Origin of the sequence: Desulfuromonas soudanensis (assembly GCF_001278055.1) — a bacterium.
GTDB lineage: Bacteria > Desulfobacterota > Desulfuromonadia > Desulfuromonadales > WTL > Deferrimonas > Deferrimonas soudanensis.
In genome coordinates this window covers 3,425,015-3,448,989 of the sequence record NZ_CP010802.1, presented here as the reverse complement: position 1 = coordinate 3,448,989, position 23,975 = coordinate 3,425,015, and the positions used below count along the sequence as shown (strand labels likewise).

At 62.4% G+C, this 23,975-nt stretch carries 25 protein-coding genes; 18 read left to right on the top strand and 7 right to left on the bottom strand.

Annotated features, from left to right (window positions below; all coding sequences use genetic code 11):
- Window positions 1-8 precede the first annotated feature (8 nt).
- The gene (rd, locus tag DSOUD_RS18045) at window positions 9-167 is read right to left on the bottom strand and encodes a rubredoxin (RefSeq protein ID WP_082351320.1); all 159 of its coding nucleotides are present in this window, start codon (window positions 165-167) and stop codon (window positions 9-11) included.
- Between the two features lie 113 nt (window positions 168-280).
- Complete coding sequence (locus tag DSOUD_RS15365; protein WP_053551838.1) at window positions 281-4,822, bottom strand: glutamate synthase-related protein; 4,542 nt, start codon at window positions 4,820-4,822, stop codon at window positions 281-283.
- A 419-nt stretch (window positions 4,823-5,241) separates the two neighbouring features.
- Here DSOUD_RS15365 and DSOUD_RS15360 point away from each other — a divergent pair, with 419 nt between their 5' ends.
- The 13 genes from DSOUD_RS15360 to DSOUD_RS15300 all read left to right on the top strand — a co-directional run bounded on the left by DSOUD_RS15360 (window position 5,242) and on the right by DSOUD_RS15300 (window position 15,777).
- On the top strand, window positions 5,242-5,685 hold the full coding sequence (locus tag DSOUD_RS15360) for a MarR family winged helix-turn-helix transcriptional regulator (protein WP_053551837.1): 444 nt from the start codon (window positions 5,242-5,244) through the stop codon (window positions 5,683-5,685).
- A gap of 67 nt (window positions 5,686-5,752) precedes the next feature.
- Window positions 5,753-6,343, top strand: coding sequence for a YceI family protein (locus DSOUD_RS15355; protein WP_053551836.1), 591 nt, complete (start codon window positions 5,753-5,755; stop codon window positions 6,341-6,343).
- A gap of 99 nt (window positions 6,344-6,442) precedes the next feature.
- Entirely contained in the window at window positions 6,443-6,889 is a 447-nt protein-coding gene (locus DSOUD_RS15350; protein ID WP_053551835.1) for a DoxX family protein, read from the top strand.
- A gap of 12 nt (window positions 6,890-6,901) precedes the next feature.
- Window positions 6,902-7,498 carry an NUDIX hydrolase gene (locus DSOUD_RS15345; protein ID WP_053551834.1) on the top strand — a complete coding sequence of 199 codons (597 nt, stop codon included), beginning with the start codon at window positions 6,902-6,904 and terminating at the stop codon, window positions 7,496-7,498.
- Window positions 7,499-7,511: 13 nt separating this feature from the next.
- Complete coding sequence (locus tag DSOUD_RS15340; protein ID WP_053551833.1) at window positions 7,512-8,210, top strand: pirin family protein; 699 nt, start codon at window positions 7,512-7,514, stop codon at window positions 8,208-8,210.
- Window positions 8,211-8,350: 140 nt separating this feature from the next.
- Window positions 8,351-9,088, top strand: coding sequence for an SDR family oxidoreductase (locus tag DSOUD_RS15335; protein ID WP_053551832.1), 738 nt, complete (start codon window positions 8,351-8,353; stop codon window positions 9,086-9,088).
- 301 nt (window positions 9,089-9,389) lie between these two features.
- A complete protein-coding gene (locus tag DSOUD_RS15330) occupies window positions 9,390-10,052 on the top strand; it encodes an isochorismatase family protein (protein WP_053552416.1) in 663 nt (220 codons plus the stop codon).
- A 50-nt stretch (window positions 10,053-10,102) separates the two neighbouring features.
- Entirely contained in the window at window positions 10,103-10,504 is a 402-nt protein-coding gene (locus DSOUD_RS15325) for an iron chaperone (protein ID WP_053551831.1), read from the top strand.
- 74 nt (window positions 10,505-10,578) lie between these two features.
- Window positions 10,579-10,983 (top strand): VOC family protein, encoded by a 405-nt coding sequence (locus DSOUD_RS15320; RefSeq protein ID WP_053551830.1) that lies wholly within the window; start codon window positions 10,579-10,581, stop codon window positions 10,981-10,983.
- A gap of 206 nt (window positions 10,984-11,189) precedes the next feature.
- Window positions 11,190-12,185: a TAXI family TRAP transporter solute-binding subunit gene (locus DSOUD_RS15315; protein ID WP_053551829.1), complete on the top strand. Its 996-nt coding sequence runs from the start codon at window positions 11,190-11,192 to the stop codon at window positions 12,183-12,185.
- A 108-nt stretch (window positions 12,186-12,293) separates the two neighbouring features.
- Window positions 12,294-14,726 (top strand): TRAP transporter fused permease subunit, encoded by a 2,433-nt coding sequence (locus tag DSOUD_RS15310; protein ID WP_053551828.1) that lies wholly within the window; start codon window positions 12,294-12,296, stop codon window positions 14,724-14,726.
- A 24-nt stretch (window positions 14,727-14,750) separates the two neighbouring features.
- A complete protein-coding gene (locus DSOUD_RS15305) occupies window positions 14,751-15,197 on the top strand; it encodes a universal stress protein (protein ID WP_053551827.1) in 447 nt (148 codons plus the stop codon).
- A gap of 46 nt (window positions 15,198-15,243) precedes the next feature.
- The gene (locus DSOUD_RS15300) at window positions 15,244-15,777 is read left to right on the top strand and encodes a VOC family protein (RefSeq protein WP_082351318.1); all 534 of its coding nucleotides are present in this window, start codon (window positions 15,244-15,246) and stop codon (window positions 15,775-15,777) included.
- Here the strand turns inward: DSOUD_RS15300 and DSOUD_RS15295 are convergent.
- The 3 genes from DSOUD_RS15295 to DSOUD_RS15285 all read right to left on the bottom strand — a co-directional run bounded on the left by DSOUD_RS15295 (window position 15,762) and on the right by DSOUD_RS15285 (window position 17,533).
- The gene (locus DSOUD_RS15295; protein WP_053551826.1) at window positions 15,762-15,947 is read right to left on the bottom strand and encodes a hypothetical protein; all 186 of its coding nucleotides are present in this window, start codon (window positions 15,945-15,947) and stop codon (window positions 15,762-15,764) included. The genes DSOUD_RS15300 and DSOUD_RS15295 overlap by 16 nt on opposite strands.
- A gap of 216 nt (window positions 15,948-16,163) precedes the next feature.
- A complete protein-coding gene (gene elbB / locus DSOUD_RS15290; protein WP_053551825.1) occupies window positions 16,164-16,826 on the bottom strand; it encodes an isoprenoid biosynthesis glyoxalase ElbB in 663 nt (220 codons plus the stop codon).
- Between the two features lie 110 nt (window positions 16,827-16,936).
- Window positions 16,937-17,533 carry a helix-turn-helix domain-containing protein gene (locus tag DSOUD_RS15285; RefSeq protein WP_053551824.1) on the bottom strand — a complete coding sequence of 199 codons (597 nt, stop codon included), beginning with the start codon at window positions 17,531-17,533 and terminating at the stop codon, window positions 16,937-16,939.
- 188 nt (window positions 17,534-17,721) lie between these two features.
- Between DSOUD_RS15285 and DSOUD_RS15280 the strand changes: the two genes are divergently transcribed.
- The 5 genes from DSOUD_RS15280 (at window position 17,722) to DSOUD_RS18040 (ending at window position 20,976) form a co-directional block, all read left to right on the top strand.
- On the top strand, window positions 17,722-18,465 hold the full coding sequence (locus tag DSOUD_RS15280) for an HAD family hydrolase (RefSeq protein ID WP_053551823.1): 744 nt from the start codon (window positions 17,722-17,724) through the stop codon (window positions 18,463-18,465).
- 86 nt (window positions 18,466-18,551) lie between these two features.
- On the top strand, window positions 18,552-18,821 hold the full coding sequence (locus DSOUD_RS15275; RefSeq protein WP_053551822.1) for a hypothetical protein: 270 nt from the start codon (window positions 18,552-18,554) through the stop codon (window positions 18,819-18,821).
- Window positions 18,822-19,796 carry an RluA family pseudouridine synthase gene (locus DSOUD_RS15270; protein WP_053551821.1) on the top strand — a complete coding sequence of 325 codons (975 nt, stop codon included), beginning with the start codon at window positions 18,822-18,824 and terminating at the stop codon, window positions 19,794-19,796.
- A gap of 27 nt (window positions 19,797-19,823) precedes the next feature.
- Window positions 19,824-20,618, top strand: coding sequence for a peptidoglycan editing factor PgeF (pgeF, locus tag DSOUD_RS15265; RefSeq protein WP_053551820.1), 795 nt, complete (start codon window positions 19,824-19,826; stop codon window positions 20,616-20,618).
- 4 nt (window positions 20,619-20,622) lie between these two features.
- Complete coding sequence (locus tag DSOUD_RS18040) at window positions 20,623-20,976, top strand: translation initiation factor (protein WP_082351316.1); 354 nt, start codon at window positions 20,623-20,625, stop codon at window positions 20,974-20,976.
- 82 nt (window positions 20,977-21,058) lie between these two features.
- Here DSOUD_RS18040 and DSOUD_RS15255 read toward each other — a convergent pair whose 3' ends face one another.
- Window positions 21,059-22,501, bottom strand: coding sequence for a TrkH family potassium uptake protein (locus DSOUD_RS15255; RefSeq protein ID WP_053551819.1), 1,443 nt, complete (start codon window positions 22,499-22,501; stop codon window positions 21,059-21,061).
- Window positions 22,502-23,854 (bottom strand): Trk system potassium transporter TrkA, encoded by a 1,353-nt coding sequence (trkA, locus tag DSOUD_RS15250; protein ID WP_053551818.1) that lies wholly within the window; start codon window positions 23,852-23,854, stop codon window positions 22,502-22,504.
- Between the last annotated feature and the right edge of the window lie 121 nt (window positions 23,855-23,975).

Genomic DNA, 23,975 nt, shown 5'->3' with positions numbered 1-23,975 from the left:
ACTCCTTGTCAGATTTTTTCGAAATTGCTCTTGTCGGCTCCGCACAGGGGGCAGACCCAGTCCGCCGGGAGGTCGCTGAAGGGGGTGCCGGCGGGGACGCCGTTGCCGGGGTCGCCCTCGGCGGGATCGTAGATGTAGTCGCAGATGACGCAGCGGTATTTTTCCATGGGACCTCTCTCGGAATGGGACCGGCTCTCCCTCGGGGAGACGCCGGTGCGGTTGTCGACAGGTACAGCCTCTGAAATCCTAGACGATATCGGCTCCGGCGCAAGCCCCCTTTTTATTCCGTGGCCAGCGCCGGACGCAGCGGCGTCCCTTCGGGAACGATCTTGACGAAGAGTATCCGGGCGTGTCCCAGCACGTTGTCGACCCAGTCGGCCTCGGCGGTCTGGAAGGAGTGGAGAAGTTCCCGGTGATAGGTCAGCAGCAGTTCGCCGATGGAGGCGACGTCCTCCTCCTCGAGATCGCGGATTTCGACTTTGGCACCGCTGGCCAGGCGGCGGCGCAGCGCCTCGCGGGTCATCCCCATCTCGCCGTCGAGGTGGCAGTAGACGGTGCCGCCGGTCATCCCCGAGCAGATCCAGGGGCCGGGGTCGCCGAGGACGACCACCCGGCCGGCGGTCATGTACTCGAAGGCAAACCCCTTGAGATTGGCCCGGCCGGCGAGATTGCCCCCTTCGTCGGCCAGGGGACGGCGCATCCGCCCGCCGAGGACGACGTCGGCTCCGGAGAGGCGGATGCAGGCCCGGCTGTCGGCGTCCCCCTGGATAAGGAAGGTCCCCCCCTGGGCGCCGTAGGCCAGCCCCTTGCCGACGGCTCCGCCGACCCGCAGGCCGTAACGGTTTTCCCCTTTGAGGATGACGATCTTTCCGGCGCGGGCGCTCTTTCCGACTCCGTCCTGGGCTCCCCCTTCGACGCGGATATTGATCCGCGGGATGTTGAAGGCGGCCAGACCGTTGCCGGGAATCGAGTCGCGCTTGAAGTGGAGAAGGACTTCCTGCTCGGGGCCGAAACGCCCCTCGCGATAGCCGCGGGTCATGGAGCCGGCGAGGTGGGTGCCGATGGCGCGGTCGCTGGAGGAGGCGCTGTCGTCGTCGTAGCGCACCCGGCTCTCGCCGCCGTCGAAGGCGTCGGTGACCAGCTTGGCGATGAGCGAGGTCAGATAGTTCAGAGGTTTCCGGAGGATGCGCACCTTCTTCTCCGGAGCGGCTTCGCTCTCCCCGGCGGCGGGGGCCAGGAGGTCGGCGAGGTCGAGACGCTCCTCCCCGCGGGTCTGGCTGAGGAGGTCGACGCGCCCCACCAGATCCTGGGTGCGACGGAAACCGAGGCGGGCGGTGATGGTGCGAATTTCCTGGCCGAGGGCGCGGAAAAAGGTGGTCTCGTAGATGATGCCGTTCTCCAGCACCCGGGGGACGAAGCGCTTCAGGCCGCGGCGCCCGGCTTCCTCCTCCGATTCGATCTGGGTGGCGATGCCGACGTGGCAGGTGTCGAGGTGACAGCCGCGGCAGGTGGTGCAGCCGATGACCACCATCGCCAGGGTGCCGAAGCCGACCCGGTTGGCCCCGAGAAGGATCAGCTTGACGACGTCCCGTCCGGTGCGGGCGCCGCCGTCGGCCCAGATTTCCACCTTGTCGCGCAGTCCCGAAGAGACCAGGGCGCGATGGGCCTCCCGGACGCCGATCTCCGCCGGCAAACCGACGAACTTGATGGCGTGCTTGCGGGCCGCCCCGGTGCCGCCGTCGTAGCCGCTGATGTTGATGATGTCGGCGCCGGCCTTGGCGACTCCCATGGCGATGGTGCCGATTCCGGCCACCGCCGGGACCTTGACGGAGATGCGCGCCTGGGGATTGGCGGTCTTGAGCTCCTCGATGATCTGGGCCAGATCCTCGATGGAGTAGAGGTCATGGTTGTTGGACGGAGAGATCAGTGCGACGCCGGGGGTGGCGTTGCGGGCCGCGGCGATCTTGGCCGTGACCTTGAACCCCGGCAGGTGCCCCCCCTCCCCGGGCTTGGCTCCCTGGCCGACCTTGATTTCGAGAAAATCGGCGGAGTTGAGGAGGTCCATGTGGACCCCGAAGCGTCCCGAGGCGATCTGCTGGCCGCGGTTTTTGCGGTACTTGCCGAGCATGTCGGCGATCTCCCCCCCCTCGCCGTTCATGCAGATGATGTTGAGACGCTTGGCCGCCTCGGCATAGATGCGGAAGGGGGTCTCCCCCTGGCTGCCGAAGCTCATGGCCGCAATCAGAATCGGCAGGTCGTGGCCGCCGATCCCGGCATCGACCTCCTCGGGGTCGACGGAGAGGGCTTCGGGGAAGGAAAAGTCGAGGAGATGGCGGATCGCCAGGGGATTTTCCGCCTCGAGGTTGCGGATCATCCTGGAAAGGTCGGTGTAGCTCTCCTCCATCTTGGCCACCGCCCCGACCATCTTCCAGATCCGCGGATAAATGCGAAATTGGGCCGGGACCGGCGTCTTCTTTTTGCTGCGGGCGACCCCGGCGCGGTCGCGATGTTCCGCTTCGAGGCGCGCCAGAGTCAACCCTCCCCGGGGGGAGCCGCAGAAATCGGGGGTTTCGAAGATTTCCGCCAGCTCCGGCGCCAGGCCGATGGAGGCAAAATACTTGCCGTAGCCGCCGATCTCGTGGGTCCCCATGGTGGAAATCACTTTTTCCAGCCCCCGGGAGAGGACCTCCACCAGGTTGGCCAGTCCTCCCTCCTCCTGGGAGGCGAGCTCCCACATCAGGTAGGGGCAGAGGGCGTCGGCCCCCATGCCGTAGGCGAAGATCAGGTCGTGGAGGTTGCGCAGCGCCCCGGAGCGCAGGACCAGAGAGGCGCGGCGGCGCAGGCTCTTGCCGTCCCTGTCGCCGCTCTCCTTGAGGGCCTTGTGCAGGGCCGCCACCACCAGGAAGGGGTCGAGAAAGGTGCGGCCGGGGGTGAAGGCCAGGCTGTCGTCGACAACGAGGAGCTGAATGCCGTTTCTTGCGGCGGCAACCCCCTCGGCGCGGAGGCGCTCGAGAGCGGACGCTACATCCTCTCCCCGCTGCAGGACGCAGGAGAGGGTGCGGTAGCGGGAGCGCCCCTCCCCGGCGAAGGCGCCGAGCACCCCTTCGAGGGTCGCCGTGCCAAAGGCGGCGGCGACCTCTTCGTCCTCCGGCCGGATGCCGAGGCGGCGCCCCCCGGTGAGAATCGGGACGTCGAGCTGCACGGCGCCGCGGCGCCTTCCCCGCAGGGACGGACGCGCCCCGAGAAAGACCCGGGTGGAGAAATGCTCCGTTTCCCTCTCCCGGTCGATGGCCGGGTTGGTGACGACGGCCACCTGCTCCTTGAAATAGTCGGAGAGATTCTGCCGCGAGGCGGCCAGGGCGGCCAGCGGACCATCGTAGCCGAGGGAGGCGATGGGATCCTGACCGCTGCGGGCCATGTCCCTGATATTGCGCAGGTCACTGTTTTTCCACGCCAGGGCCGAGAGGAGATTCTCCTGCAGAAGGTCCCCGCTGCGGGAAAAGGTCGCCGTCTTCTTGAGCGGGCCCGGAGACGGCAGGGGCGCTCTCTGCAGCGATTTGTCCTGGGCCTCGAGGGGGGTGCGGCGGCGGAAGCTCTGGTAGACCTCCCGCTGCAGCTCGTCGTGCTCGAGGACCCTGACCTTGCGCCCCGAACGGAGGCGCAGTCCGACTTTTTCGCCGGGGGCCAGAACCTTGGGGTCGGAGATGATCTCTTCCTGGGGGACGACGCCGACTTCGGAGGAGGCGAAATATTCCTTGTCCGTTTCGCCGAACCACAGGGGGCGCAGGCCCATGGCGTCCACGGAAAAGACGCAGCGGTCGTCGTGGCGGGCGATGATGGCCGCCGGCCCCTGGGCGCTGGCGGTGAGGAAGCGGCGGAAGAAGCTGTACATCTCCTGCAGCTCTTTGGGCATCTTTTCCACTTCGGAGAAGATCGGCGGGAAGACCATCTCCATCGCCTCGAAAAGGGTGAGGCCAAAGCTGTGGATCAGTCCCTCGAGGGTGCGGTTGAGGTCCTGGGAGTCGCTCCCCTCGGGCGGCAGGGCGATCCCCATCATTTTCGCCTCCTCCCGCAGCCGGGCGATGGTGTTGATCTCGCCGTTGTGCCCGAGCAGGCTGAAGGGCTGGGCGCGGAGGACCGTCGGCAGGGTGTTGGTGGAAAAGCGGCTGTGGCCGATGGTCACCGAAGAGAGAAAGTCCCTTCGCTTGAGTTCGGGATAGTAGCGGGGGAGGATCTCCGGAGCGCCGTGGACCTTGTAGGAGGCGACCTTCGTCGACAGGGAGGCGACGTGGATCGGGAAGTCGAGCTCGAAACCGAGGTGCAGGGCATAGAGAAGGGCCGGCGCCCGGTCCGGTTCGGGAAAGCGCAGGGCGACCTGCCAGAAAAGGGGTTCGGCGCGGCGGGCCATGGCCGAGAGGACCTCGTTGCGCACCGGCCCGGGGCGCTCCACCAGAATGGCGGCGCCGGCGTCGGAAAAGCGCTGGCGGATCTTTTCCTGCAGCTGCGGGTCGGCCGTCAACGCCTCCCGGGGGATGAGGATGTGGCCGAGGGCAAATCCCGGATCGTCGGCGATCTCCGCATCCTCCCCCGCCGTCGCCAGGATTTCCCGCCACAGCTGGCGGGGGATGTCAGTGAGGACCCCGCAGCCGTCCCCCTCGCCGCCGATCTCTCCGGCGCGGTGCCCCATCTTGACCAGCGCCTCGATGGTGCGCTGCAGGTTGCCGTGGGTGGGGTTTCCGGCCTTGTTGACGTAGCAGATGATGGCGCAGGCGTCGCGCTCGCTCGGGAGAAGGCCGGACGGGTCGTTGGGGTGTCGGTACATGGGGCTCTCTTTCTTGAAAGGACGCAGGAACACCCCGGAGGGTGCCCGATTAAAATACAAGCCTGCGTAAAGATTAACGGAAAGAGGGGGCGGTGACAAGGGGGAGGAGAGAGAGGAGGGGGCCGGGAGGGATTTTGTTGATCTGATTGAGGGGCGCTCCCTGCGTCGATGCCATCGGGAAAGCTCTCAGGCAGCCTTCGGGGTTCCTGGCGGGTCCTGACTGAACGAGCTTTTGCCAACACCCATGGGCGGGGGTGGACAAGGGTGGACGCCGAAATGATGGATAGGGGTACGCATTTAACCCGGAAAAAGAAGTCAATTTGCCAATGGCGCGCTCGAAGAAAAAAGAGTTGACAGTTTCGGCCGAGTCATATAGTTTAATGTTAAATTAAATGACATCGAAGGGATTGTTCTGACAGATGAAAACTGCAGGTAAAGAAACATACAGAGCCCTGAATACCTACACCAAGCTGATGCGTGCGGCAGAATCCGTCACCAGCAGGGCACATCGGATCCTGGCAGAACCAAAGCTGACCCTCAGCCAGTTTGGCGTGCTGGAGGCTTTATACCACAAAGGGCCTTTATGCCAGCGTGACATCGCCGCCAAGATTCTCAAGAGTGCCGGCAATATCACCCTGGTGATCGACAACCTCGAAAAAAGGGGTCTGGTACGACGGGAGCGCGACAACGAGGACCGTCGGTATCTGACCATTCACCTGACTGCCGCCGGGACATCTCTGATTTCCACAGTCTTTGCCGATGTCGAAACTAAAATCGTTGCGGAAATGGCATCGCTGGACGAGAAGGAGCAGGAGTTACTTGGCCGATTGTGCAAAAAACTGGGAACGAAAGGAGGGTCGTAGAGGAGCAGCTTTTTTTTAGGCCAATAGTTCAATATCAAACCATTATTCAAACCACAGGAGAAACGTCATGAAAAACATCGTCGTATCGATCAGCACCATTATCGCCCTGGCCCTCCCTGCCTTTGCCTTCGCCTCAACCTGGACTATCGACCCCGACCATACCAATATTGGCTTCAAGGTCCGGCACCTGATGATATCCAATGTGAAAGGGAGTTTCGACAAGCATACCGGCACCGTTGAGATCAACGACAAGGATATCACCAAGTCCAGGGTGGAAATCAGCATTGATACCAACTCGATCAACACCAACGTCCCGAAACGGGATGAGCATCTGCGCAGCGCTGATTTCTTCGATGTCGATAAATTTCCAGCAATGACCTTCGTTTCGAAAAAAGTTGCCAGGGCCGGTCAGGACCGCCTGGAAGTTACTGGCGACCTGACACTTCATGGCATGACCAGGGAAGTCGTTCTCGATGTTGACGGGCCGACCAAAGAGAGCAAGGACCCCTGGGGCGTTATCCGCAAGGGCGCGACGGCCACGACCAAGATCAATCGCAAGGACTTCGGCCTGGTCTGGAATGCTGCTCTGGAAACAGGCGGGGTGGCCGTGGGCGATGAAATCACAATCACCCTGGAAATCGAGATGATGAAGAAGTAAGGTCACCTGCTATCTGTCAAGGCCGGGAGGCAGTTTCCCTCTCCTCCCGGTCTTCAGCCTGTTGTCCGGTCGGAAGCCAAACCTCGAAGGAGAGGAACGATGCTGAACAAACTACTTGCGACAAAAGATGATTTTTCCACGACCACCCTGCGCGTGACTCTGGGGGTGGTCATGTTTCCCCACGGTGCCCAGAAGTTGCTGGGATGGTTCGGTGGCCATGGTTTTAGCGGAACCATGCACCATTTTACCGAGACCATGGGCATCCCTTACCTCTTTGCCCTGTTGGCGGTACTGGCAGAATCATTTGGTGCGCTGGGACTGATCGCAGGACTCTTTACCCGGGTTGCTGCCTTCGGCATAGGTGCAACCATCGGCGTGGCCGCCTTGATGGGCCATGTGAAGTACGGTTTTTTCATGAACTGGTTCGGAACGCAGGCCGGTGAGGGGTTCGAGTATCATCTGCTGGTCATCGGTATGGCGCTGGCCCTGGTGATTGCCGGTGGCGGGCGCTGGTCGCTGGACCGCCTTATCGCCCATAAGTCCTGAGGAGCCAGCACCGTGACCAAGATTCAACAGATCAGCACTGCTCTTAAAAGCCACCCGGTTCGCATCATTGAGCCGGGGGAGCGCGCACACGCCGCAGTCGCCTTGGTCCTGAAGGAGCGGTCCGACGGATTGAACATCCTGTTCGTCAAGCGCTCAACCAATGAAAACGACTATTGGTCAGGGCAGATCGGCTTTCCGGGGGGGAGAACCGAGAGCGGTGACGGGAGCCTTAAAGAGACCGCCGAGCGGGAGACACGGGAAGAGATCGGGCTCGATCTTTCCACGGGTCACTATCTGGGTCGTCTCAGCGACATTGCCCCCGGGGGGTTGCAGATCGTTGTCTCCTGCTTTATCTATGCAATAAAACACCATCCTGCATTGCACCTGGCCCAGAACGAAATTGCCGACGCTTTCTGGGTTCCTGTCCGAGAGCTCGTCAACCCGGCCCGTCGTTCACAGGTGGATTTCACATTTCGGAACCGAAAAAGAAGATTCCCCGCAGTGAGAGTTGATGATAAAGGACCGCCTCTCTGGGGGATAACCTATCGACTGCTGCGTGATTTCAACAAAACAATACATCGGACGATCGATCCGGATCGTTACCAATAAAGGAGTCACGACAATGCTACTCATACGAAAAGCAACGGAACGGGGACATGCCGATCACGGTTGGCTGAATACCTACCACACCTTTTCCTTTGCCGGCTATTACGACCAGAAGCAGATGGGCTTCAGAGAGTTGCGGGTCATCAATGAGGATCGGGTCCAACCGAAAGAAGGTTTTCCGACCCACCCCCACCGTGACATGGAGATCGTCACCTATGTCCTGGAAGGTGCGCTGGAACACAAGGACAGCATGGGCAACGGTTCGGTCATCCGCCCCGGCGAGGTGCAGCGCATGAGTGCCGGCACCGGTATCACCCACAGTGAGTTCAACCATTCCGGGTCGGAACCGGTGCATTTCCTCCAGATCTGGATATTGCCGGAAAAGAAAGGGGTAACGCCCGGCTATGAACAGACCTTCTTCCCGGACGAGGAGAAGCGGAAAAACCTGCGGCTGATCGCCTCGCCAGACGGCCGTAACGGGTCCGTGACCATCAAACAGGACGTTAACCTGTATGCAGCCCTGCTTGAGGCCGGCGAAGAGGTGATTCATCATGTGCCGAAACACCGTCATGCCTGGTTGCAGGTGGCTCGCGGCAGTGTTGAGATGAACGGCCACCATTTGGAAGCGGGAGACGGGGCGGCCGTCAGCGACGAAAGTCAGTTGCTTGTTACCGGCCGTGAAAAGGCGGAAGTGCTCCTTTTTGACCTGGCCTGACACATCAGGCCGCCTCACGGAGCGTAAAATGCCGCCTGCTCCGATTGATAACCTCAAAGGACAAGGACGCACGACGATCAACTCTGGAACGGGAGACCGGTCCGGAAAACTGCTAACAGTAAGATAAAAAAGGAGAGGGTATGAAGCTGGAGAATAAAGTCGTAGTGGTGACCGGTGCCAATGGCGGCATCGGCGAGGTTCTGGTCAAGGCGCTGCTGGACAAGGGGGCCGCGAAGGTCTATGCGGCAGCTCGTACAACCGCCGCAGTCGCAGAATTGGTTCAACAGCATGGTGGCAGGGTCGTTGCCGTTCAGCTGGATATTACCGACCCATCCAGCGTCGCAGCGGCAGCGGAGCAGTGCCGGGATCTGGATCTGCTGATCAATAACGCCGGGGTCAATCGCTGTGCGTGGTTTATGGCGCCCACTGCAATGGAAAGCGCTCGGGAAGAGATGGAAGTCAACTACTTCGGCACCCTGGGCATGTGCCGGGCATTTGCACCGCTGTTGGCCTCCCGAGGCGGCGGGGCAATCGTGAACGTCTGCTCGATCATCGGTCTGGTCAACCTGCCGGTAAACGGGACCTACTGTGCTTCCAAGGCTGCCGGCCATTCACTCCTGCAAGGACTGCGCGCCGAACTGGCGGCCCGGAATATTCTGGTGGTCGGTGTATATCCAGGGCCGGTGGATACGAAAATGACCGCCGGTCAAGAGATGCCCAAAACCACGCCGGATCAGGTTGCCGCGGCAATTGTTAGGGGGCTGGAGAACGGCGATGAGGACATTTTTCCCGACCCGATGTCGCAGGGTGTACATCTCGGTTTGGAGAAGAATCCCAAGCAGGTCGAAAAGGAATTTGCAGCGATGATTCCAGGCTGAGAAAAACATGTTTTTTACATGCGGAGTCATCGAAGGGCAACAGTAAAATTTCCGGGATGCAGGGATAATTTAGAGTATTGCTGAACAGGGCATTCTTCGTTGGAAATCCCCATTGCCAATGGTGGAAGTCCAGAAATTGACAGTGGGGAACAGTGTGGCACACTCGTCTCAGAACCACATCAACCCTTGAAAGGAGCCAACCATGAAGACAATCGGATTTTTCCTGACCCTGAATGCCGCCCTCCTGTTGATTGCGGCCCAGGTCATCCCCATATCCGAGGCGGGAGCCGAGAGTAAAGTGATTCAGGGCCTCTCGCGCCAACCCAGCGAGGCCGCCTCCCAGGTCCTCCTCGATCCCGATGACACGGTCCTGCTTCTGCTCGATCATCAGACCGGTCTGTTCCAGACCGTCAAGGACATCCCCGTCGCCGAACTGCGCGCCAACACCGTCGTGCTTGCCAAGGTCGCTGAACACGCCAAGGCACCGATCATCACGACCGCGTCGGAACCCAACGGTCCCAATGGCCCGCTCATGCCCGAACTGGCGACCGCCGCGCCGAGCGCCAAGTATGTGGCGCGCAAGGGAGAGGTCAGCGCCTGGGATAACGCCGACTTTGTCAAGGCCGTGGAAGCCACCGGGCGCAAGACGCTCGTCATGGCCGGCGTCTGGACCAGCGTCTGCGTGACCTTCCCGGCGCTGCAGGCCAAGGCCGACGGCTACAAGGTCTACGCCGTGATCGACGCCTCGGGCGACCCCAGCGAGATGGCCTCGCGAACCACCCTGGCACGCCTCACGCAGGCGGGGATCATCCCCGTGACCACCAATGTGGTGATGGGCGAGTTCCAGCGCACCTGGAACCGGCCGGACGCCGCGCAATGGGGAGCGCTCTACAACGAACTGGTGCCGAACTACCGCGCCGCAAGCGAGAGCTACCAGCGGGCGCAGGAAGCGGCGAAATATTGACCCCTCGATTTCAAATGAGGCCACTTTCGGAGAGTGACGAAGGACCTGACATGCAGACTGACTGCACAGAACCGAGGACGATCGACGAGTACATCTCCGCATTTCCGCAGGATGTTCAACAAATCCTTGAAAAGATAAGAATAACGATCCAGACGGCTGCGCCAGAGGCGAAGGAGACAATCACCTATCGCATTCCGACATTCACCCTGGGGGGCAGTCTTGTACATTTTGCTGCCTTCAAGAAGCACATCGGTTTCTATCCGACACCGACAGGGATTGAGAGATTCAAAAAGGAACTCTCCGCCTTTAAAGGAGCAAAAGGCTCGGTGAAATTCCCCCTGAATGAGCCGATACCCTATGCTCTCATAAGTGAAATTGTTCGGTTCAGAGTCAGGGAGAACCTGGAAAGAGGCAACGCAGGCGGGCAGCAGAAAAAGGATCAGGCGGGGTAGAATCGAGCATACAGTGCCCGCCGAGGTGAAAGGGGCGGCAACGGCGTTACGGCTTTTTCCAAGGGGCAGACCCCATGCGCATGGTGGTGAACATCGATGTGCCGGAACTCGCCCCGGCGATAAAATTTTATTGCGAGGCCCTGGGTCTCAAACTTCACCGCCTCCTCGATGAAGATGTGGCCGAGCTCACGGGCGCCTCTTCGATAATTTATCTTCTCGCCAGCGCCCCCGGGTCGGTTCCGGGCCGTTGCATCGGTGCAGTGCGCCATTACTTTCGGCATTGGACTCCGGTGCATCTCGATTTTGTTGTCGACGACATCGGGGAGTCGGCGAAGCAGGCGATTAGCGCCGGCGCGAGACAGGAAAGCGAGTGCGTGGAATGGAGGGGGTCTCAATGCATAACCTTCTCCGATCCCTTCGGTCATGGTTTTTGCCTCATTCAATTCGCGGGGACAGCCTACAGCGACGGAGCGTCCTGACGGCCTCAGTCTTTCGGGGGGCGTCGCCGCCACCATTCTTGATTCTTGACCCCTTCGGCTTCCCCGCTGGACCGCAGAAAGAAACCGCCTCCGCGCCCTTCTCTTTAATGCAGCCATGGACATGCGCTCTCTTTGCGATATTATCTATCTATTATTTTTAGATCGACGTTCTATAATCCGTCACCCCAAAAGAGGAGAGTGCTAACATGAGCAGATTGAAGAGTATCCTTTTGTCCGCCGGTTGTCTTGCCTTCGTCGCTTTGCTGGCGTCTCCCGGGGACGGCCTCGCCGCGAAAAGCCGCCTGGCCTTCTCGGGCGGTCCCGACGGCGGGACCTTCCAGTATTTCTCCAACGCCATCTCCAGTCGCCTGTCGAAAAACATCCCTGACGTCGAAGTCTCCAACATGGCCTCGGCTGGTTCGGTGGAAAACCTGCGCCGCGTCAATTCCGGCGATGCCGACTTCGGCATCGTCTACGCCGGCGACCTCTTTCTCGGCGCCAACGGCAAGCTGACCAACGACACGAAGAAATACACGAACGTCCATTCCCTGGCCTATCTCTACGGAGCTCCCGCCCACCTCGTCGTTCTCGAGGACAGCGGCATCAAGGCCGTCAAGGAACTGGAAGGGAAGCGGGTGGCCGTCGGCGCCGCCGGTTCGGGCGCCGCCGCCAGCGCCCAGCGTTACTTCACCTCCCTTGGGCTCTGGGACAAGATGAACGTGGAGTACATCGGCTACAGCGAAGCCGCCTCCTCTCTCGGGGACAAGAAGATCGACGCCATGTGGGTCTTTGCCGGCTTCCCCAACTCCTCCATCATTCAGGCCGCGGCCAGCAACAAGATCAAGCTCCTCAGTCTGGTGGAGGCCGCCAAGGCGGCGGGCTTCTTCCAGGAGAACCCCTACTACACCGAAGTGACGATCCCCGCCGGGACCTACAGCGGCGTCGATTATGACGTCCAGTCGGTGCAGGACTCGGCCATCTGGGTGGCCGGCAAGCACGTCAAGGAAGGGGTGGCCTATGCCGCCCTGAAGGACATCTTCTCCGACGAAGGGCTCGCCTATATGGCCAGCGTCACCAAGGCCGCCCGGTCGATGAAGGTCAAGGACGGCAACTACGGCATCGTCACCCCCCTGCACAAGGGCGCCGCCAAGTTCTGGAAGGAAAAGGGGCTGACCCTGACTTCGAGCCAGGAACTCAAATAAGGATCAGATCAACCCACTTGATGCCCGATCGAAGCGGGGCCGTCGGCCCCGCTTCGCATGTCCCCCTGGCCGGCAGGGCGCAATTTTTCTGTTTCCTGGAGTACCCCGATGTCTGAAGATGTGGATGAAATTGCCAGCCTGACGGCCGAGGAGAAGAAAAAACTCAAGGCGCTCATGGAAAAGGACGCCAAGTCCTTTCGAACGCCCACCGGTTTCTGGCACTGGGTCACCGCCCTCCTCGGCGCCTTCATGGTCCTCTTTTACTTCTATGCCGCGGGGGTGACCACGGTCGGCACCCAGTACCATCTGGGGATTTACGTTTTCATCACCTACGTCCTGGTCTTTCTCCTCTACCCCGCCGGCGGACCGGTGATCCGCGCCCTTCTCGGGCTCCTCCTCGGCGCCATCATCTCCTGCGTCGTCGCCATCCTCTTCGTCTTCCCGGACGTGGCGACCTTCCACGAGCGGCTCATGGGGATCGGCGAGGCCTTCGGCGATGAAGGACTCGGTGCGGCGCTCACCGCCTCCGCCTCCCTGTGGCCCCTGGCGCTTGGTACCCTGGCCGTCGCCGTGGCGCTCTTCTTCTGCGACCGCGCCATCCTGGCCCGGGCCAGGCAGGTCCCCTCCCTCAGCGATGTCCTTTTTGCCGTCGCCTCCGGCGGCGCGGTCGTCTACTGGATCACCCAGTTCGAGGTTCTCAACTATCGGGCCGGGGCCGAAACCGAACTCGACGCCCTGCTCAGCGTCGCCGGGGTCCTCCTCTCCCTGGAGGTCTGCCGGCGCGTCCTCGGCTGGTCGATGACTTTCATCGGCGCCACCATGCTCGCCTTCGCCTATTTCGGCCCTCATCTGCCGGAAATCCTCGCCCACCGCGGTTTCGGCATCGAGCGCATCTCCACCGCCCTCTTTCTCACCACCAACGGCGTATTCGGCGTCATGGCCAACGTCCTTGCCACCTACGTCATCCTTTTCATCTTTTTCGGCGCCTTTCTCCACAAATCCGGCGCCGGGCGGTTCTTCATCGACCTTCCCCTGGCCATCGCCGGCAACAGCACCGGCGGGCCGGCCAAGGTCGCCGTCATTGCCTCCGCCCTCTTCGGCTCGGTTTCAGGGAGCGCCATCGCCAATACCGTCTCCACCGGCGCCTTCACAATCCCGCTGATGAAGAAGGCCGGCTTCAAGCCCCACGTCGCCGGAGCCATCGAGCCGGCCGCCTCCATCGGCGGCATGTTCCTGCCGCCGATTATGGGCGCCGGGGGGTTCCTCATGGCCGAACTCACCGGCCTCCCCTACTCGTATATCATGATGATCTCCGTCGGTCCGGCCCTCCTCTACTTCTTCTCCGTCTTCTGCATGATCCACTTCGAGGCGAGCAAGCTCGGCCTCAAAGGGATCGATGAAGACATTCCCCCCTGGCGGACGGTTCTGAAGAACGACTGGTACTTTTCCATCCCTCTGATCCTGATGACGATCCTTATGATCATAGGACGTTCCCCGGGGTTTTCCGCCTTCTGGTCGACCCTTTCCTGCATCGCCATCAGCTGGGTCAAAAAAGAGACCCGCATGGGGCCGAAGGAGATCTGGGAGGCGATCTTGACCGGCGCCCGCAACACCCTGATCATCGGCGCCACCGTCGGCGTCATCGGCATCATCGTCGGCATCATCTCCCTGACCGGCATGGGGCTCAAATTCTCCGACATCATCATCACCATGTCCGGCGACAGCCTCATCCTCGCGTTGATCCTCATCACCCTGGCGTCTCTGGTTCTCGGCATGGGGGTGCCGGTCACGGCCGCCTATCTGATCGTCGCCGTCCTCGCCGTCCCGGCCCTCGGCACCTTCGGCGTGCCGATCGTCTGTGCGCACATGATCGTCTACTGGCTCAGCCAGGATTCCAACATCACTCCACCGGTCTGCGTCGCCGCCTATGCCGGGGCGGCCATCGCCGGCTCCGATCCCTGGAAGACCGGCTGGACGGCCTTCAAGTTCGCCAAGCTCCTCTATGTCATGCCGCTCCTCTTCGCCTTCACGCCGTCGATTCTTTTTCAGGGTAAACTCAACGTCATCGAGGTCCCCGAGCTGGCAAACGGCGCTCCCTTTGCCACCGTCCTGAAAATCAATCCCCAGGAAGGGGGGGAGTATCAGCCCGACGATATCGTCGCCCTTCTGCAGGCCGGTGACCAGACCATGGAGGTCCGGGCCGAAAAAAATGCCCGGGTCCTGCAGATCACGCAAAATCCCGGAGCGATGGTCAGCCCCGGCGATTCTCTTCTGCGCGGCGAGATCACGCCGACCCCCCTGCGCATCACCATGAGTTTCGTCTCGGCCATCCTCGGGACCATCGCCTTTTCCTCGCTGACGATGTTCTATTGGATTCGCCGCACCTCTCTCGTCGAATGGCTGCTCCTGGCGCCGGCCACGGTCCTCCTCTACTGGCCGACCATCGTCACCGACATCGCCGGCATCGTTCTGGTCGGCCTCGTCTGGTTCATGCAGCGCAGCAAGAACAAGCGTGACCAGGCTCTCGTTGCCACTGCGTAAATTCACTGTCGAGGGGATGCGTTCATGAAAACCATCAATAAAATTCTCTATGCCACGGATTTTTCCGAAAGCTCCCTGCCGGCCGGCGATTATGCCCTGACCCTGGCCAAGCTGGCCGGGGCCGAGGTGCACGTGCTGCACGTCATCGGCGAGTTTACCGACCGGCGCAAGAGCAGGATCCAGCCCGAGTCGATGGCCCTGCTGGAGCGGGAGGTGGAGATTCAGGCGTTCAAGGAGATGGAAGGGTTCTGCCGGGAGGTCTTCGACGAAGAGATTCCCTACACCACCGAGGTGGTCATGGGGCATCCCTTCGAGGAGATCATCAAAATAGCCCAGCAGTCGGCCTTCGACCTCATCGTCGTCGGAACCCACGGCCGCACCGGACTCGAACGGGTCTTCGTCGGCAGCACCGCTGAACGTCTGGTGCGGCGGTCGCCCGTCGCCGTCCTGACGGTGCGCTCCGGCGCCTGAAGAATATTCCCGCGGATCTGGAAAAAGAAGGGAAAGGTGAAGGGATATGAGCCAAACCCCAACTTCTGCCGAGGAAGGGGGGCGTCCGATCTTCGGCCCCATCGACCCCGGCGTGACCGTCGGGCATGTCCATCTCAAGGTGTCCGACCTGCAGAGGTCCCTCGACTTCTACTGCGGCGTTCTCGGCTTTGAGCTGACCCAGCGCCTGGGAAGCGGCGCCGCCTTCGTGTCGGCCGGCGGGTACCATCATCACCTCGGCCTCAACACCTGGGAGAGCCGCGGCGGTTCCCCGCCCCCCTCCGGCACGACGGGGCTCTATCACGTCGCTCTCCGCTATCCGACCCGCGCCGCCCTCGCCGATGCCCTGCACCGACTGGAGGCCGCGGGCATTCCCCTCGACGGCGCCGCCGACCACGGTGTCAGCGAGGCCCTTTACCTCCACGATCCCGACGGCAACGGCCTGGAATTGTACTGGGACCGGCCGCGCGAGGAGTGGCCGCGGACGGACGACGGCAGCGTGGCGATGGGGACGGAGCGCCTTGATCTTGAAGAGCTGAAGGCCTGTTACCACAGCCGATAGACCCCTGTGCCCATCCGGGTTTCGATCAGGGCGTAAACGGGACCATCCCGGGTGGGGATGAGACGAATGATTTCCCCTTCCAGGTAGCGTTTGCGTTTCCCGGCGCTGTCGAGAACGTCGATCCAGCCGCGCTGCCCGACGAAATATCCGTCCACTTCCCTGACCGACATTTCTCTGTCTGCTCCTTCCGTCCCGGAGAGCAACGGTTCAAGCTCATCCGCGATTCGGGTTTCCGGTGGTGCCGGACTACAAAAAGAGATTAACACAGGAGCGGTTCTCTGCTCCCCCCGAGAGCGATCACCTGCCGGGCGGGACCTGTAGAGACGAAAAAAGGCGGGCCGAGCGGCCCGCCTTTACTTTCATCCCATGGAAAATCCGACAGACTCCTACAGCATCTCCAGGAGCGCCTTGACGGTCTTTTCGATCCCCTCTGCCGCCTCGCTGATCCGTCCGGCGAGCATGTAGGCGGGGGTGGAGACGAGCTTGTTTTCCTTGTCGATGACGAATTCGCGCACCGGGCAGGAGACGTGCTTGCTCCCCATTTTCTCCAGGGCCCGGGCGGTCTCTTCGTCGGTGCCGATGGTCAGCTTGTGGGCGATTTTGTCGTCGCCGAGAACTTTGGAGATCAGGGCCGGGGCGATGCAGACCGCCGCCAGCGGTTTTTTCGCCGCGACGATTTCGCGGACCAGGCGCGCCACCTCGGGGTCGACGGTGCAGTCGCTCCCCTTGACGGCGAAGTTGCAGAGGTTCTTGGCGGCGCCGAAGCCGCCGGGGAAGATGAGGGCGTCGATCTCGGAGGCCTTGACCGTCCCGATGTCGCGGATCTTCCCCCGGGCGATGCGCGCCGATTCCACCAGGACGTTGCGCTTTTCTCCGCTCACGACATTGCCGGTGAGGTGGTCGACGACGTGCATCTGCTCGATGTCCGGGGCCATGCAGACCGCTTCGACGCCGGCGCGGTCGAGAGCCAGCAGGATGAGGACCGATTCGTGGATTTCGCTGCCGTCATAGACGCCGCAGCCGGAGAGGATGACTCCTACCTTTGCCATGGGTGACCTCCTGTCGGGGATGGGTTTCGGGCCGCCTTCGGCCGGGTTCGATGGGGGATGGGTCGTCAGGAAAGAGTAGAAAGGTGGCGGTGAAAGTCAAGGGGGGAAGGTCAGTTCTCCCGCGAGTAGAGGACGGCGACGGCCCGGGTCGGCGCCTCTCCGGGAGCGATGAAGCCGTGGGGCTCGGTGGAGTCGTAGTAGACCGAGTCACCGGGAGCAAGGGTCATCACCTGGCCGCCGTAGTGGAATTCGAGCTCCCCCTCGAGAAGGAAGAGAAACTCCTCCCCCTCGTGGCTCACCTGCAGCTCGGACTGCCAGCGGCGGGTCTCGAACTCGATGAGAAACGGCTCGAGGTTGCGGTGTTTCTTGCCGTAGGCCAGGGAATAATAGGTGTAGGGGGTTTGGGCCTGACTGCCGCTTCGGCCGCGGCGCAGGCGGCGACTTTCTCCGGCGCGCACCAGGATGCATTTTTCGCTGCTCCCTTCTTCCTGGAAGAAGGTGTGCAGGGCCACCCGGAAGGCCTTGGAGATGCGCAGCAGCGTCCCCAGGGGCGGAATGACCTGTTCGTTTTCGATCTGGGACAACAGGGGTTTGGAGAGGCCGGTGGCCGTGGCGAGATCCTGCAGGGTCATCCGCCGCTCCTGGCGCAGGCGGCGGATCTTGAAGCCGATCTGCAGTTCCTTGACTTCCTCGCGGATGTTTTCCATTGTTTTGTTACCTCCCTGTTTTTACAAGTGTTTCTACTCTGCCGTGGATTTGAAGTCAAGGCCTTTGTCCGCAGCGATTCCCTCCGGGCCGGGGGAGATTAAGCTTCTGATGCCGGGCGGTCCTGTGTTATTCTGGCCATTCCCGGTCTCTTGCCGGGTGGTCGCAGTTCAAGGGGAGGAAAACGAGGGTGGATGCAGATCGGCGGGAAGGTATCAGGGGGGTTCTCTTCGACCTCGACGGAACCCTGCTGCAGGTGGAAATGGGAACGTTCATCCCCGCCTATGTCCGGGGGCTTTCCGCCTGCTTTGCCGATCTTGCCCCCCGCGGCCTCTTTGCCGAGGTGGTGCGGGCGACGACCTTTGCCCTGCTGACCAGCGACGACGGGACAGTGACCAACGAGGAACTCTTCCTGTCGGGGATTGAGCGGCATCTCGGTATCGGCGCCGACCTCTTCAACGAGCGCCTCCTTTCCTACTGCCAGGACGGCCTGCAGAGCCTTTCCTCCCTCGTCCGCCCCCTCCCCCTGGCGCGACCGATCCTTGCGGCCTGCTTCGCCCGCGGCCTCAAGGTGGCCATCGCCACCAATCCGGTCTTTCCCCGGCCCCTCGTCGAGGCGCGCCTGGCCTGGGCCGGAGTCGCCGATTTCCCCTTCGAACTCGTCACCTGCTACGACGACAGCCGGTACTGCAAGCCTCACCCCCGCTATTTCCACGACGTTCTCGCCCGCCTCGGCCTCGCCCCGGAAGAGACGCTGATGGTCGGCAATGACACCGAACACGATCTCGGCGCCGGCCAGGCGGGGATTGCCACCTATCTGGTCGACACCTGGATGGTCGACCGCCTGCAGGGGGCCTGGGCCTGTGATTTCCGCGGCGGCCACTCCGAACTCTTCCGCTTCGTCGAATCCCTGGGAGGGATGCGGAACAATTGACAGAACCCCATTTATTCGCTACTCTGCCAGCGATTGACGGCAGGAGCGATCCAACCTGCTGACCCTATGTTTTCAAGGGAGGAACCATGGCCAGGCTTGTGGATAACCCGGACCTCGCCTTTCGGCTGGCGCGGGCGATCGTCTCCGACATTGCACTCTACAATCAGGAGAAGGTCAAAGAGGGGATCAAGAACGATAATATTTTCGAGATCCTCACCGAAGAGCTCAAGGAGGGGCGCGACCATTTTCACAGTCGGGTTTCCCCCGAACTCGAAAGCCGCGACCATCTCTTCGATCGTGCCATCGTCGACGTCATGATCAAGCAGGCCGGGAAGATCGAAAGCTCTATCTGGTAGATGGAGGATATTTATAGTTTTATCTTTGATATCGGGCGCCCTTCCGAGCGGCTCGACCGTTTTCTCGTCGAAGTCCTCCCCGACCTGACCCGCTCGCAGCTGAAAAAGCTCGTCGACGAGGGGCGGGTCGAGATCGCCGGGACTCCGGTCAAGGCCGGCGCACGCCTCAAGGGGGGGGAAGTTCTGACCGTTGTCGTCCCCCCGGTCGCCTCGGCCTCGGCCCTCCCCCAGCAGATCCCCCTTTCCATTCTCTATGAAGACCGCCATCTGATCGTCGTCGACAAGCCGGCCGGAATGGTCGTTCACCCCGCTCCCGGCCATCAGGAGGGGACGTTGGTGAATGCTCTCCTCTTCCACTGTCAGGACCTTTCCGGAATCGGCGGCGAATTGCGGCCGGGGATCGTCCATCGCCTCGACAGGGAGACCTCGGGGGTCATGGTGGCCACCAAGGACGATGCCACCCACAACCACCTCGCCGCTCAATTCCACGCCCACAGCATTACGCGGCGCTATGTCGCCCTGGTCCACGGCCAGTTGCCCCAGGACACGGGGCTCGTCGACAAGCCGATCGGCCGTCATCCCACCGACCGCAAGAAAATGAGCAGCAAGGGGCGCGCCGGACGGCGGGCGGTGACCCACTGGCGGGTGCTGCGACGCTTCGACCAGGACCGGATGACCCTGGTCGAGCTCAGCCTGGAGACGGGTCGCACCCACCAGATCCGCGTTCATTTCTCGGAAATGAACCATCCCATCGTCGGGGACCCGACCTACGGCAATACCGGACGCTCCGCCGCCCTGGCCGACACCCGGTTGCGCCAGTCGATTCGGGCCCTCGGCCGCCAGGCTCTCCACGCCCGGATTCTCGGGTTCGTCCATCCGGCCAGCGGCGAATATCTCGAGTTCGAGAGTCCGCTCCCTCCCGACATGCAGGAAATCATCGACTATCTGGAAAACAAATACCGGCCGCAGGATTAAGCCGGAATTCGAGGAGTTCACCGATTCATGAAGATCGTACGCCAGGCAAAGATCAACTTCCTTCAGCCGTCCTGGGTCACCGACTCCCCCCTGAAGGCGGGGTTCAGCACCCGCAACGGCGGGGTCAGCCGTCCTCCCTACAACTCGCTCAATCTCGGCTACAATACCGAAGATCCCCGGTACAACGTCGAGGGGAACCGCTCCACCTTCGCCCGGGCCTTCGATCTCCCCCCCCATCTCCTCCTCACCGTGCGTCAGGTCCACGGCACCGACATTCTGGTTATCGATGAGGAGAATCCCGACTTCTCCCACTTTCAGACCGTCGAATGCGATGCCGTGATCACCAACCAGCCGGGGATCATGATCGGGGTCCTGGTCGCCGACTGCTACCCCGTTCTCCTCTTCGACCCGGTGCGCCAGGTTGCGGCCGCCGTTCATGTCGGTTGGCGGGGGGCTGCACTCGGGATCATCGGCAAGGCCGTGGAGGCCATGGTCAACGGTTTCGACTGCCGCCCCGCCGATCTGCTGGCGGCCGTCGGGCCGGGGATCGGCGCCCACAAGTACGAAGTCGACCGGCCGGTCCGCGACGCCTTCCGCGCCGGGAGCGGCTACTGGGACGAGATCTCCCGGGAGGTGGCTCTGGGGCAGTGGCAGCTCGACCTGCAGCAGAGCTGCCGGTTGCAGCTCGAAGGAGCCGGCTTGGCCCCGGCGCGCATCGAAACGGCCCAGGAGTGCACCTGCTGCCATCGCGAACTCTTCTTTTCCTATCGCCGTGACGGTGGCCTGACCGGCCGTCAGCTCGGTTTCATCTCCCTCGGCTAGTCCCATGGCTGTTAAATCCCGTCATCTCACCGCTGGAGAGGGGTGGAGCCTGGAAACGGGGTGCCCGGCCTGCGGACGCTCTGCCTCCGAATGCCGCTGCCCGAAGGATGCGCCGGTCATGACGCCGCAGCGCCAGCAGGTGCGGCTGCGCCTGGAAAAGCGCCGCGGCAAACCGGTCACCGTGGCGGCCGGCCTCGTTCTTCCGGCCGCCGAAATGAAGGAGCTGCTGCGGGAGCTGAAAAACCTCTGCGGGGCCGGGGGTACGCTCAAGGACGGCGAACTGGAGATCCAGGGGGACCAGCGCGAAATAATCCGCCGGTATCTGGAAGGGAAAGGTTGTCGGGTCAAGGGGGGGTAAATTCAGGTTTTCGATGGAAATTTGGCAAAAGGGGGAGGCTGCGGCTTCCCCCTTTTGCCGTTTCAGGGGGGTCTGTTCGCGCCTACCTGCGCCAGAAGGAGGGAAAAATGAGGACCAGGACGGTGAAGAGTTCGAGCCGACCGAGGAGCATGCAGAGGATCAGCACCCCCTTGCCCAAGGCCGGGACGTGGGCGAAGTTGTCGGCGGGACCGACCGTGCCGAGGCCGGGCCCGATGTTGCTGAGGGTGGCGATCACCGCGCCTCCCGAGGAGACCAGATCCATCCCGGTGGCGGCCATCAAAAAGGAGGCGACGACGAAGACTCCCATGTAGAGCGCGAAAAAGCCGAGGATCGCCTGCATCACCTCGCGATCGACGGGGGTCGCTCCGAGCTTGACGAGGCGCACCGCCCGGGGGTGGATGAGGCGGTAGATCTGCACCTGGGCATGCTTGAAGAGGAGGAGGATGCGGGCGACCTTCATCCCGCCGCCGGTGGAGCCGGCGCAGCCGCCGATGAACATGAGAAAGACCAGCAGGTACTGGGCGATGACCGGCCAGGTCTCGTAGTCGGCGGTGCCGAAGCCGGTGGTGGTGAGGATCGAGGTGCTCTGGAAGGCGCTGAAGCGCAGGTTGTCCGCCAGGGAGGTGTAGACGGTGCCGTGGTTGAAGAAGACGAGGAGGGCGGTGGCTCCGAAGGTCACCAGCAGGTAAAAGACGAACTCCTCGTTGCGCCAGTATTCGCGGATTCTTCCCCGCAGGGCGTAGTAATGGAGGGAGAAGTTGACCCCGGCCAGAAACATGAAGGCCGTGATCACATAGTCGATATAGGCGCTGTCGTAGGCGGCGACCGAGGCGTTGCGGGTGGAAAAGCCGCCGGTGGCCAGGGTGGCAAAGGAGTGGCAGAGGGCGTCGAAGAAGGTCATTCCACCGGCCATGAGCAGGACCGTCTCCACGGCCGTCAGCAGGACATAGACCCCCCAGAGGAGCTTGGCGGTGTCCTGGATGCGCGGTTTGAGGCGATCGGCGGTCGGGCCGGGGACCTCGGCCTTGAAGAGCTGCATCCCCCCGACGCCGAGCATCGGCAGAATCGCCAGGGAGAGGACGATGATCCCCATCCCCCCCAGCCAGTGGGTCAGGGCCCGCCAGAGAAGGATGCTCTGCGGCAGCCCTTCGATCCGGGTGAGGATGGTCGAGCCGGTGGTGGTGAAGCCGCTCATGGTCTCGAAGACGGCGTTGAGGTAGGAAGGGATCGCTCCCGAGAAGACGAAGGGGAGGGCGCCGAAAAGGGCGTAGAAGAGCCAGCCGAAGGTGACGACGGCAAACCCCTCGCGCACGGAAAACTCCCGGTCGCTGCGGCAGTTCAGCAGGAGCGCCGCGCCGACCGCCAGGGAGACGGCCGCCGAAAGGAGAAAGGAGAGGGCGGCGCCGTCCCGGTAGTAGAAGGAGAAGGGGATCGGCAGGAGGAGGGCGGCGGCGAGGAAGACGAGGAGCGCCCCGAGGATGCGCAGGGTGAGGATGGCATTCATCTATTCAAAAAACCTCTCCACCCGGCCCAGGGCTCCGGAGAGGGCGAAGACCACCACCCGGTCCCCCTGCTGCAGGGCGCTTTCGCCGGTGGGGATCTCATAACTGTCGCCGCGGACGATGGCGCCGATGATGGCGCCGACGGGAAAGCGCAGCTCCCGCAGGGGGGTGCCGAGAATTCCGCTCTCCTTCTTGATGAGGATCTCCAGGACTTCGGCGTTGCTCCCCTCGATGGTGGCCAGGGAGAGGATCTCGCCGCGGCGCACATGCAGCAGGATGGCGCCGGCGGCGGCCAGCCGGGGGGAGATGCAGGCGTCGATGCCGAGCGTCGGCGCCAGGTTGAGAAGTTCGGGTTTGTTGACCAGGATCAGGGAGCGCCGGGCGCCGTGCTGTTTGGCGAGGAGGCCGCAGAGGATGTTGGTTTCGTCGCTGCCGGTGACGGCAATGAAGACGTCTGCTCCCTCGACCCCTTCGTCGACCAGGGTGCTGATGTCCGTCCCCTCGGCATGGATCACCATCGACCGATTGAGCTTGGCCGAGAGCTTTTCGCAGCGCGCCTCGTCCCGTTCCACCAGGCGTACGTCGAAACGCTGTCGCTCCAGCTCGGCGGCGATGCGCAAGCCGATGCGTCCGCCGCCGAGAATGAAGACCCGTGGCCGTTTGCGCTTTTCCTCCTCCTCGAGTTTGAGGAGGTACTGGATCGCCGGGAGATCTTTCTGGTGGGCGCAGATGAAGATGCTGTCGCCGGCCTGGATGACGTCGTCCCCCCGGGGGATGATGGTCTTGCCGCCGCGGCCGATGGCGGTGACCACGAAGCGGTACATGCCGCGGATCTCGCCGAGCTCCCGCAGGGTCAGGTCGCACAGGGGGCTCCCTTCAGCGATGCGGTAGCCGAGGAACTGGATCTGCCCCTCGACGAACTCGGCGACGTCGAAGGTGCCGCTGCGGCCGGCGATCTTGACCATCTCCTCGGCGACGGCGTCGTCGGGGTTGATCAGCAGGTCGATGCCGAGCTTTTCCTTGGAGAGGCGGGCGCCCCCCCCGGAGTACTCGATACTTTTCACCCGCGCCACCCGGGTCTTGACCCCGTATTCCCGGGCCAGAAGGCAGGCGAGGATATTGACCTCGTCGAGATCGGTGACGGCGATGAAGATGTCCGTCCCCTGGATCCCCGCCTGCTCCATCGTCTCGGCGCTGGCGCCGTTGCCGCAGATCCCCAGGACGTTGAGACGGTCCTGGGCGCGGCGCAGCTGCTCCTGGTTGCGGTCGACGAGGGTGACTTCGTGCCCCTCGAGGGAGAGCCGCTCGCAGAGAAAATAGCCGACTTGACCTGCGCCGATGATCAGGACCTTCATGGGTTTTTTTATCCTTGGGGGAGACGTCTTCAGCCGCCCGGAATCCCGGACCTCCGGCGACCTGATAAATGTCACATTTCATGAAAATGTGCAAGGGGGGAGGGGGAGCGGCGGAGGATTG

Coding starts and splice junctions, on each gene's coding strand:
- rd (WP_082351320.1), bottom strand. CDS start 167: ATGGAAAAATACCGCTGCGTCATCTGCGACTACATCTACGATCCCGCC.
- DSOUD_RS15365 (WP_053551838.1), bottom strand. CDS start 4,822: ATGTACCGACACCCCAACGACCCGTCCGGCCTTCTCCCGAGCGAGCGC.
- DSOUD_RS15360 (WP_053551837.1), top strand. CDS start 5,242: ATGAAAACTGCAGGTAAAGAAACATACAGAGCCCTGAATACCTACACC.
- DSOUD_RS15355 (WP_053551836.1), top strand. CDS start 5,753: ATGAAAAACATCGTCGTATCGATCAGCACCATTATCGCCCTGGCCCTC.
- DSOUD_RS15350 (WP_053551835.1), top strand. CDS start 6,443: ATGCTGAACAAACTACTTGCGACAAAAGATGATTTTTCCACGACCACC.
- DSOUD_RS15340 (WP_053551833.1), top strand. CDS start 7,512: ATGCTACTCATACGAAAAGCAACGGAACGGGGACATGCCGATCACGGT.
- DSOUD_RS15335 (WP_053551832.1), top strand. CDS start 8,351: ATGAAGCTGGAGAATAAAGTCGTAGTGGTGACCGGTGCCAATGGCGGC.
- DSOUD_RS15325 (WP_053551831.1), top strand. CDS start 10,103: ATGCAGACTGACTGCACAGAACCGAGGACGATCGACGAGTACATCTCC.
- DSOUD_RS15320 (WP_053551830.1), top strand. CDS start 10,579: ATGCGCATGGTGGTGAACATCGATGTGCCGGAACTCGCCCCGGCGATA.
- DSOUD_RS15315 (WP_053551829.1), top strand. CDS start 11,190: ATGAGCAGATTGAAGAGTATCCTTTTGTCCGCCGGTTGTCTTGCCTTC.
- DSOUD_RS15310 (WP_053551828.1), top strand. CDS start 12,294: ATGTCTGAAGATGTGGATGAAATTGCCAGCCTGACGGCCGAGGAGAAG.
- DSOUD_RS15305 (WP_053551827.1), top strand. CDS start 14,751: ATGAAAACCATCAATAAAATTCTCTATGCCACGGATTTTTCCGAAAGC.
- DSOUD_RS15300 (WP_082351318.1), top strand. CDS start 15,244: ATGAGCCAAACCCCAACTTCTGCCGAGGAAGGGGGGCGTCCGATCTTC.
- DSOUD_RS15295 (WP_053551826.1), bottom strand. CDS start 15,947: ATGTCGGTCAGGGAAGTGGACGGATATTTCGTCGGGCAGCGCGGCTGG.
- elbB (WP_053551825.1), bottom strand. CDS start 16,826: ATGGCAAAGGTAGGAGTCATCCTCTCCGGCTGCGGCGTCTATGACGGC.
- DSOUD_RS15285 (WP_053551824.1), bottom strand. CDS start 17,533: ATGGAAAACATCCGCGAGGAAGTCAAGGAACTGCAGATCGGCTTCAAG.
- DSOUD_RS15275 (WP_053551822.1), top strand. CDS start 18,552: ATGGCCAGGCTTGTGGATAACCCGGACCTCGCCTTTCGGCTGGCGCGG.
- DSOUD_RS15270 (WP_053551821.1), top strand. CDS start 18,822: ATGGAGGATATTTATAGTTTTATCTTTGATATCGGGCGCCCTTCCGAG.
- pgeF (WP_053551820.1), top strand. CDS start 19,824: ATGAAGATCGTACGCCAGGCAAAGATCAACTTCCTTCAGCCGTCCTGG.
- DSOUD_RS18040 (WP_082351316.1), top strand. CDS start 20,623: ATGGCTGTTAAATCCCGTCATCTCACCGCTGGAGAGGGGTGGAGCCTG.
- DSOUD_RS15255 (WP_053551819.1), bottom strand. CDS start 22,501: ATGAATGCCATCCTCACCCTGCGCATCCTCGGGGCGCTCCTCGTCTTC.
- trkA (WP_053551818.1), bottom strand. CDS start 23,854: ATGAAGGTCCTGATCATCGGCGCAGGTCAAGTCGGCTATTTTCTCTGC.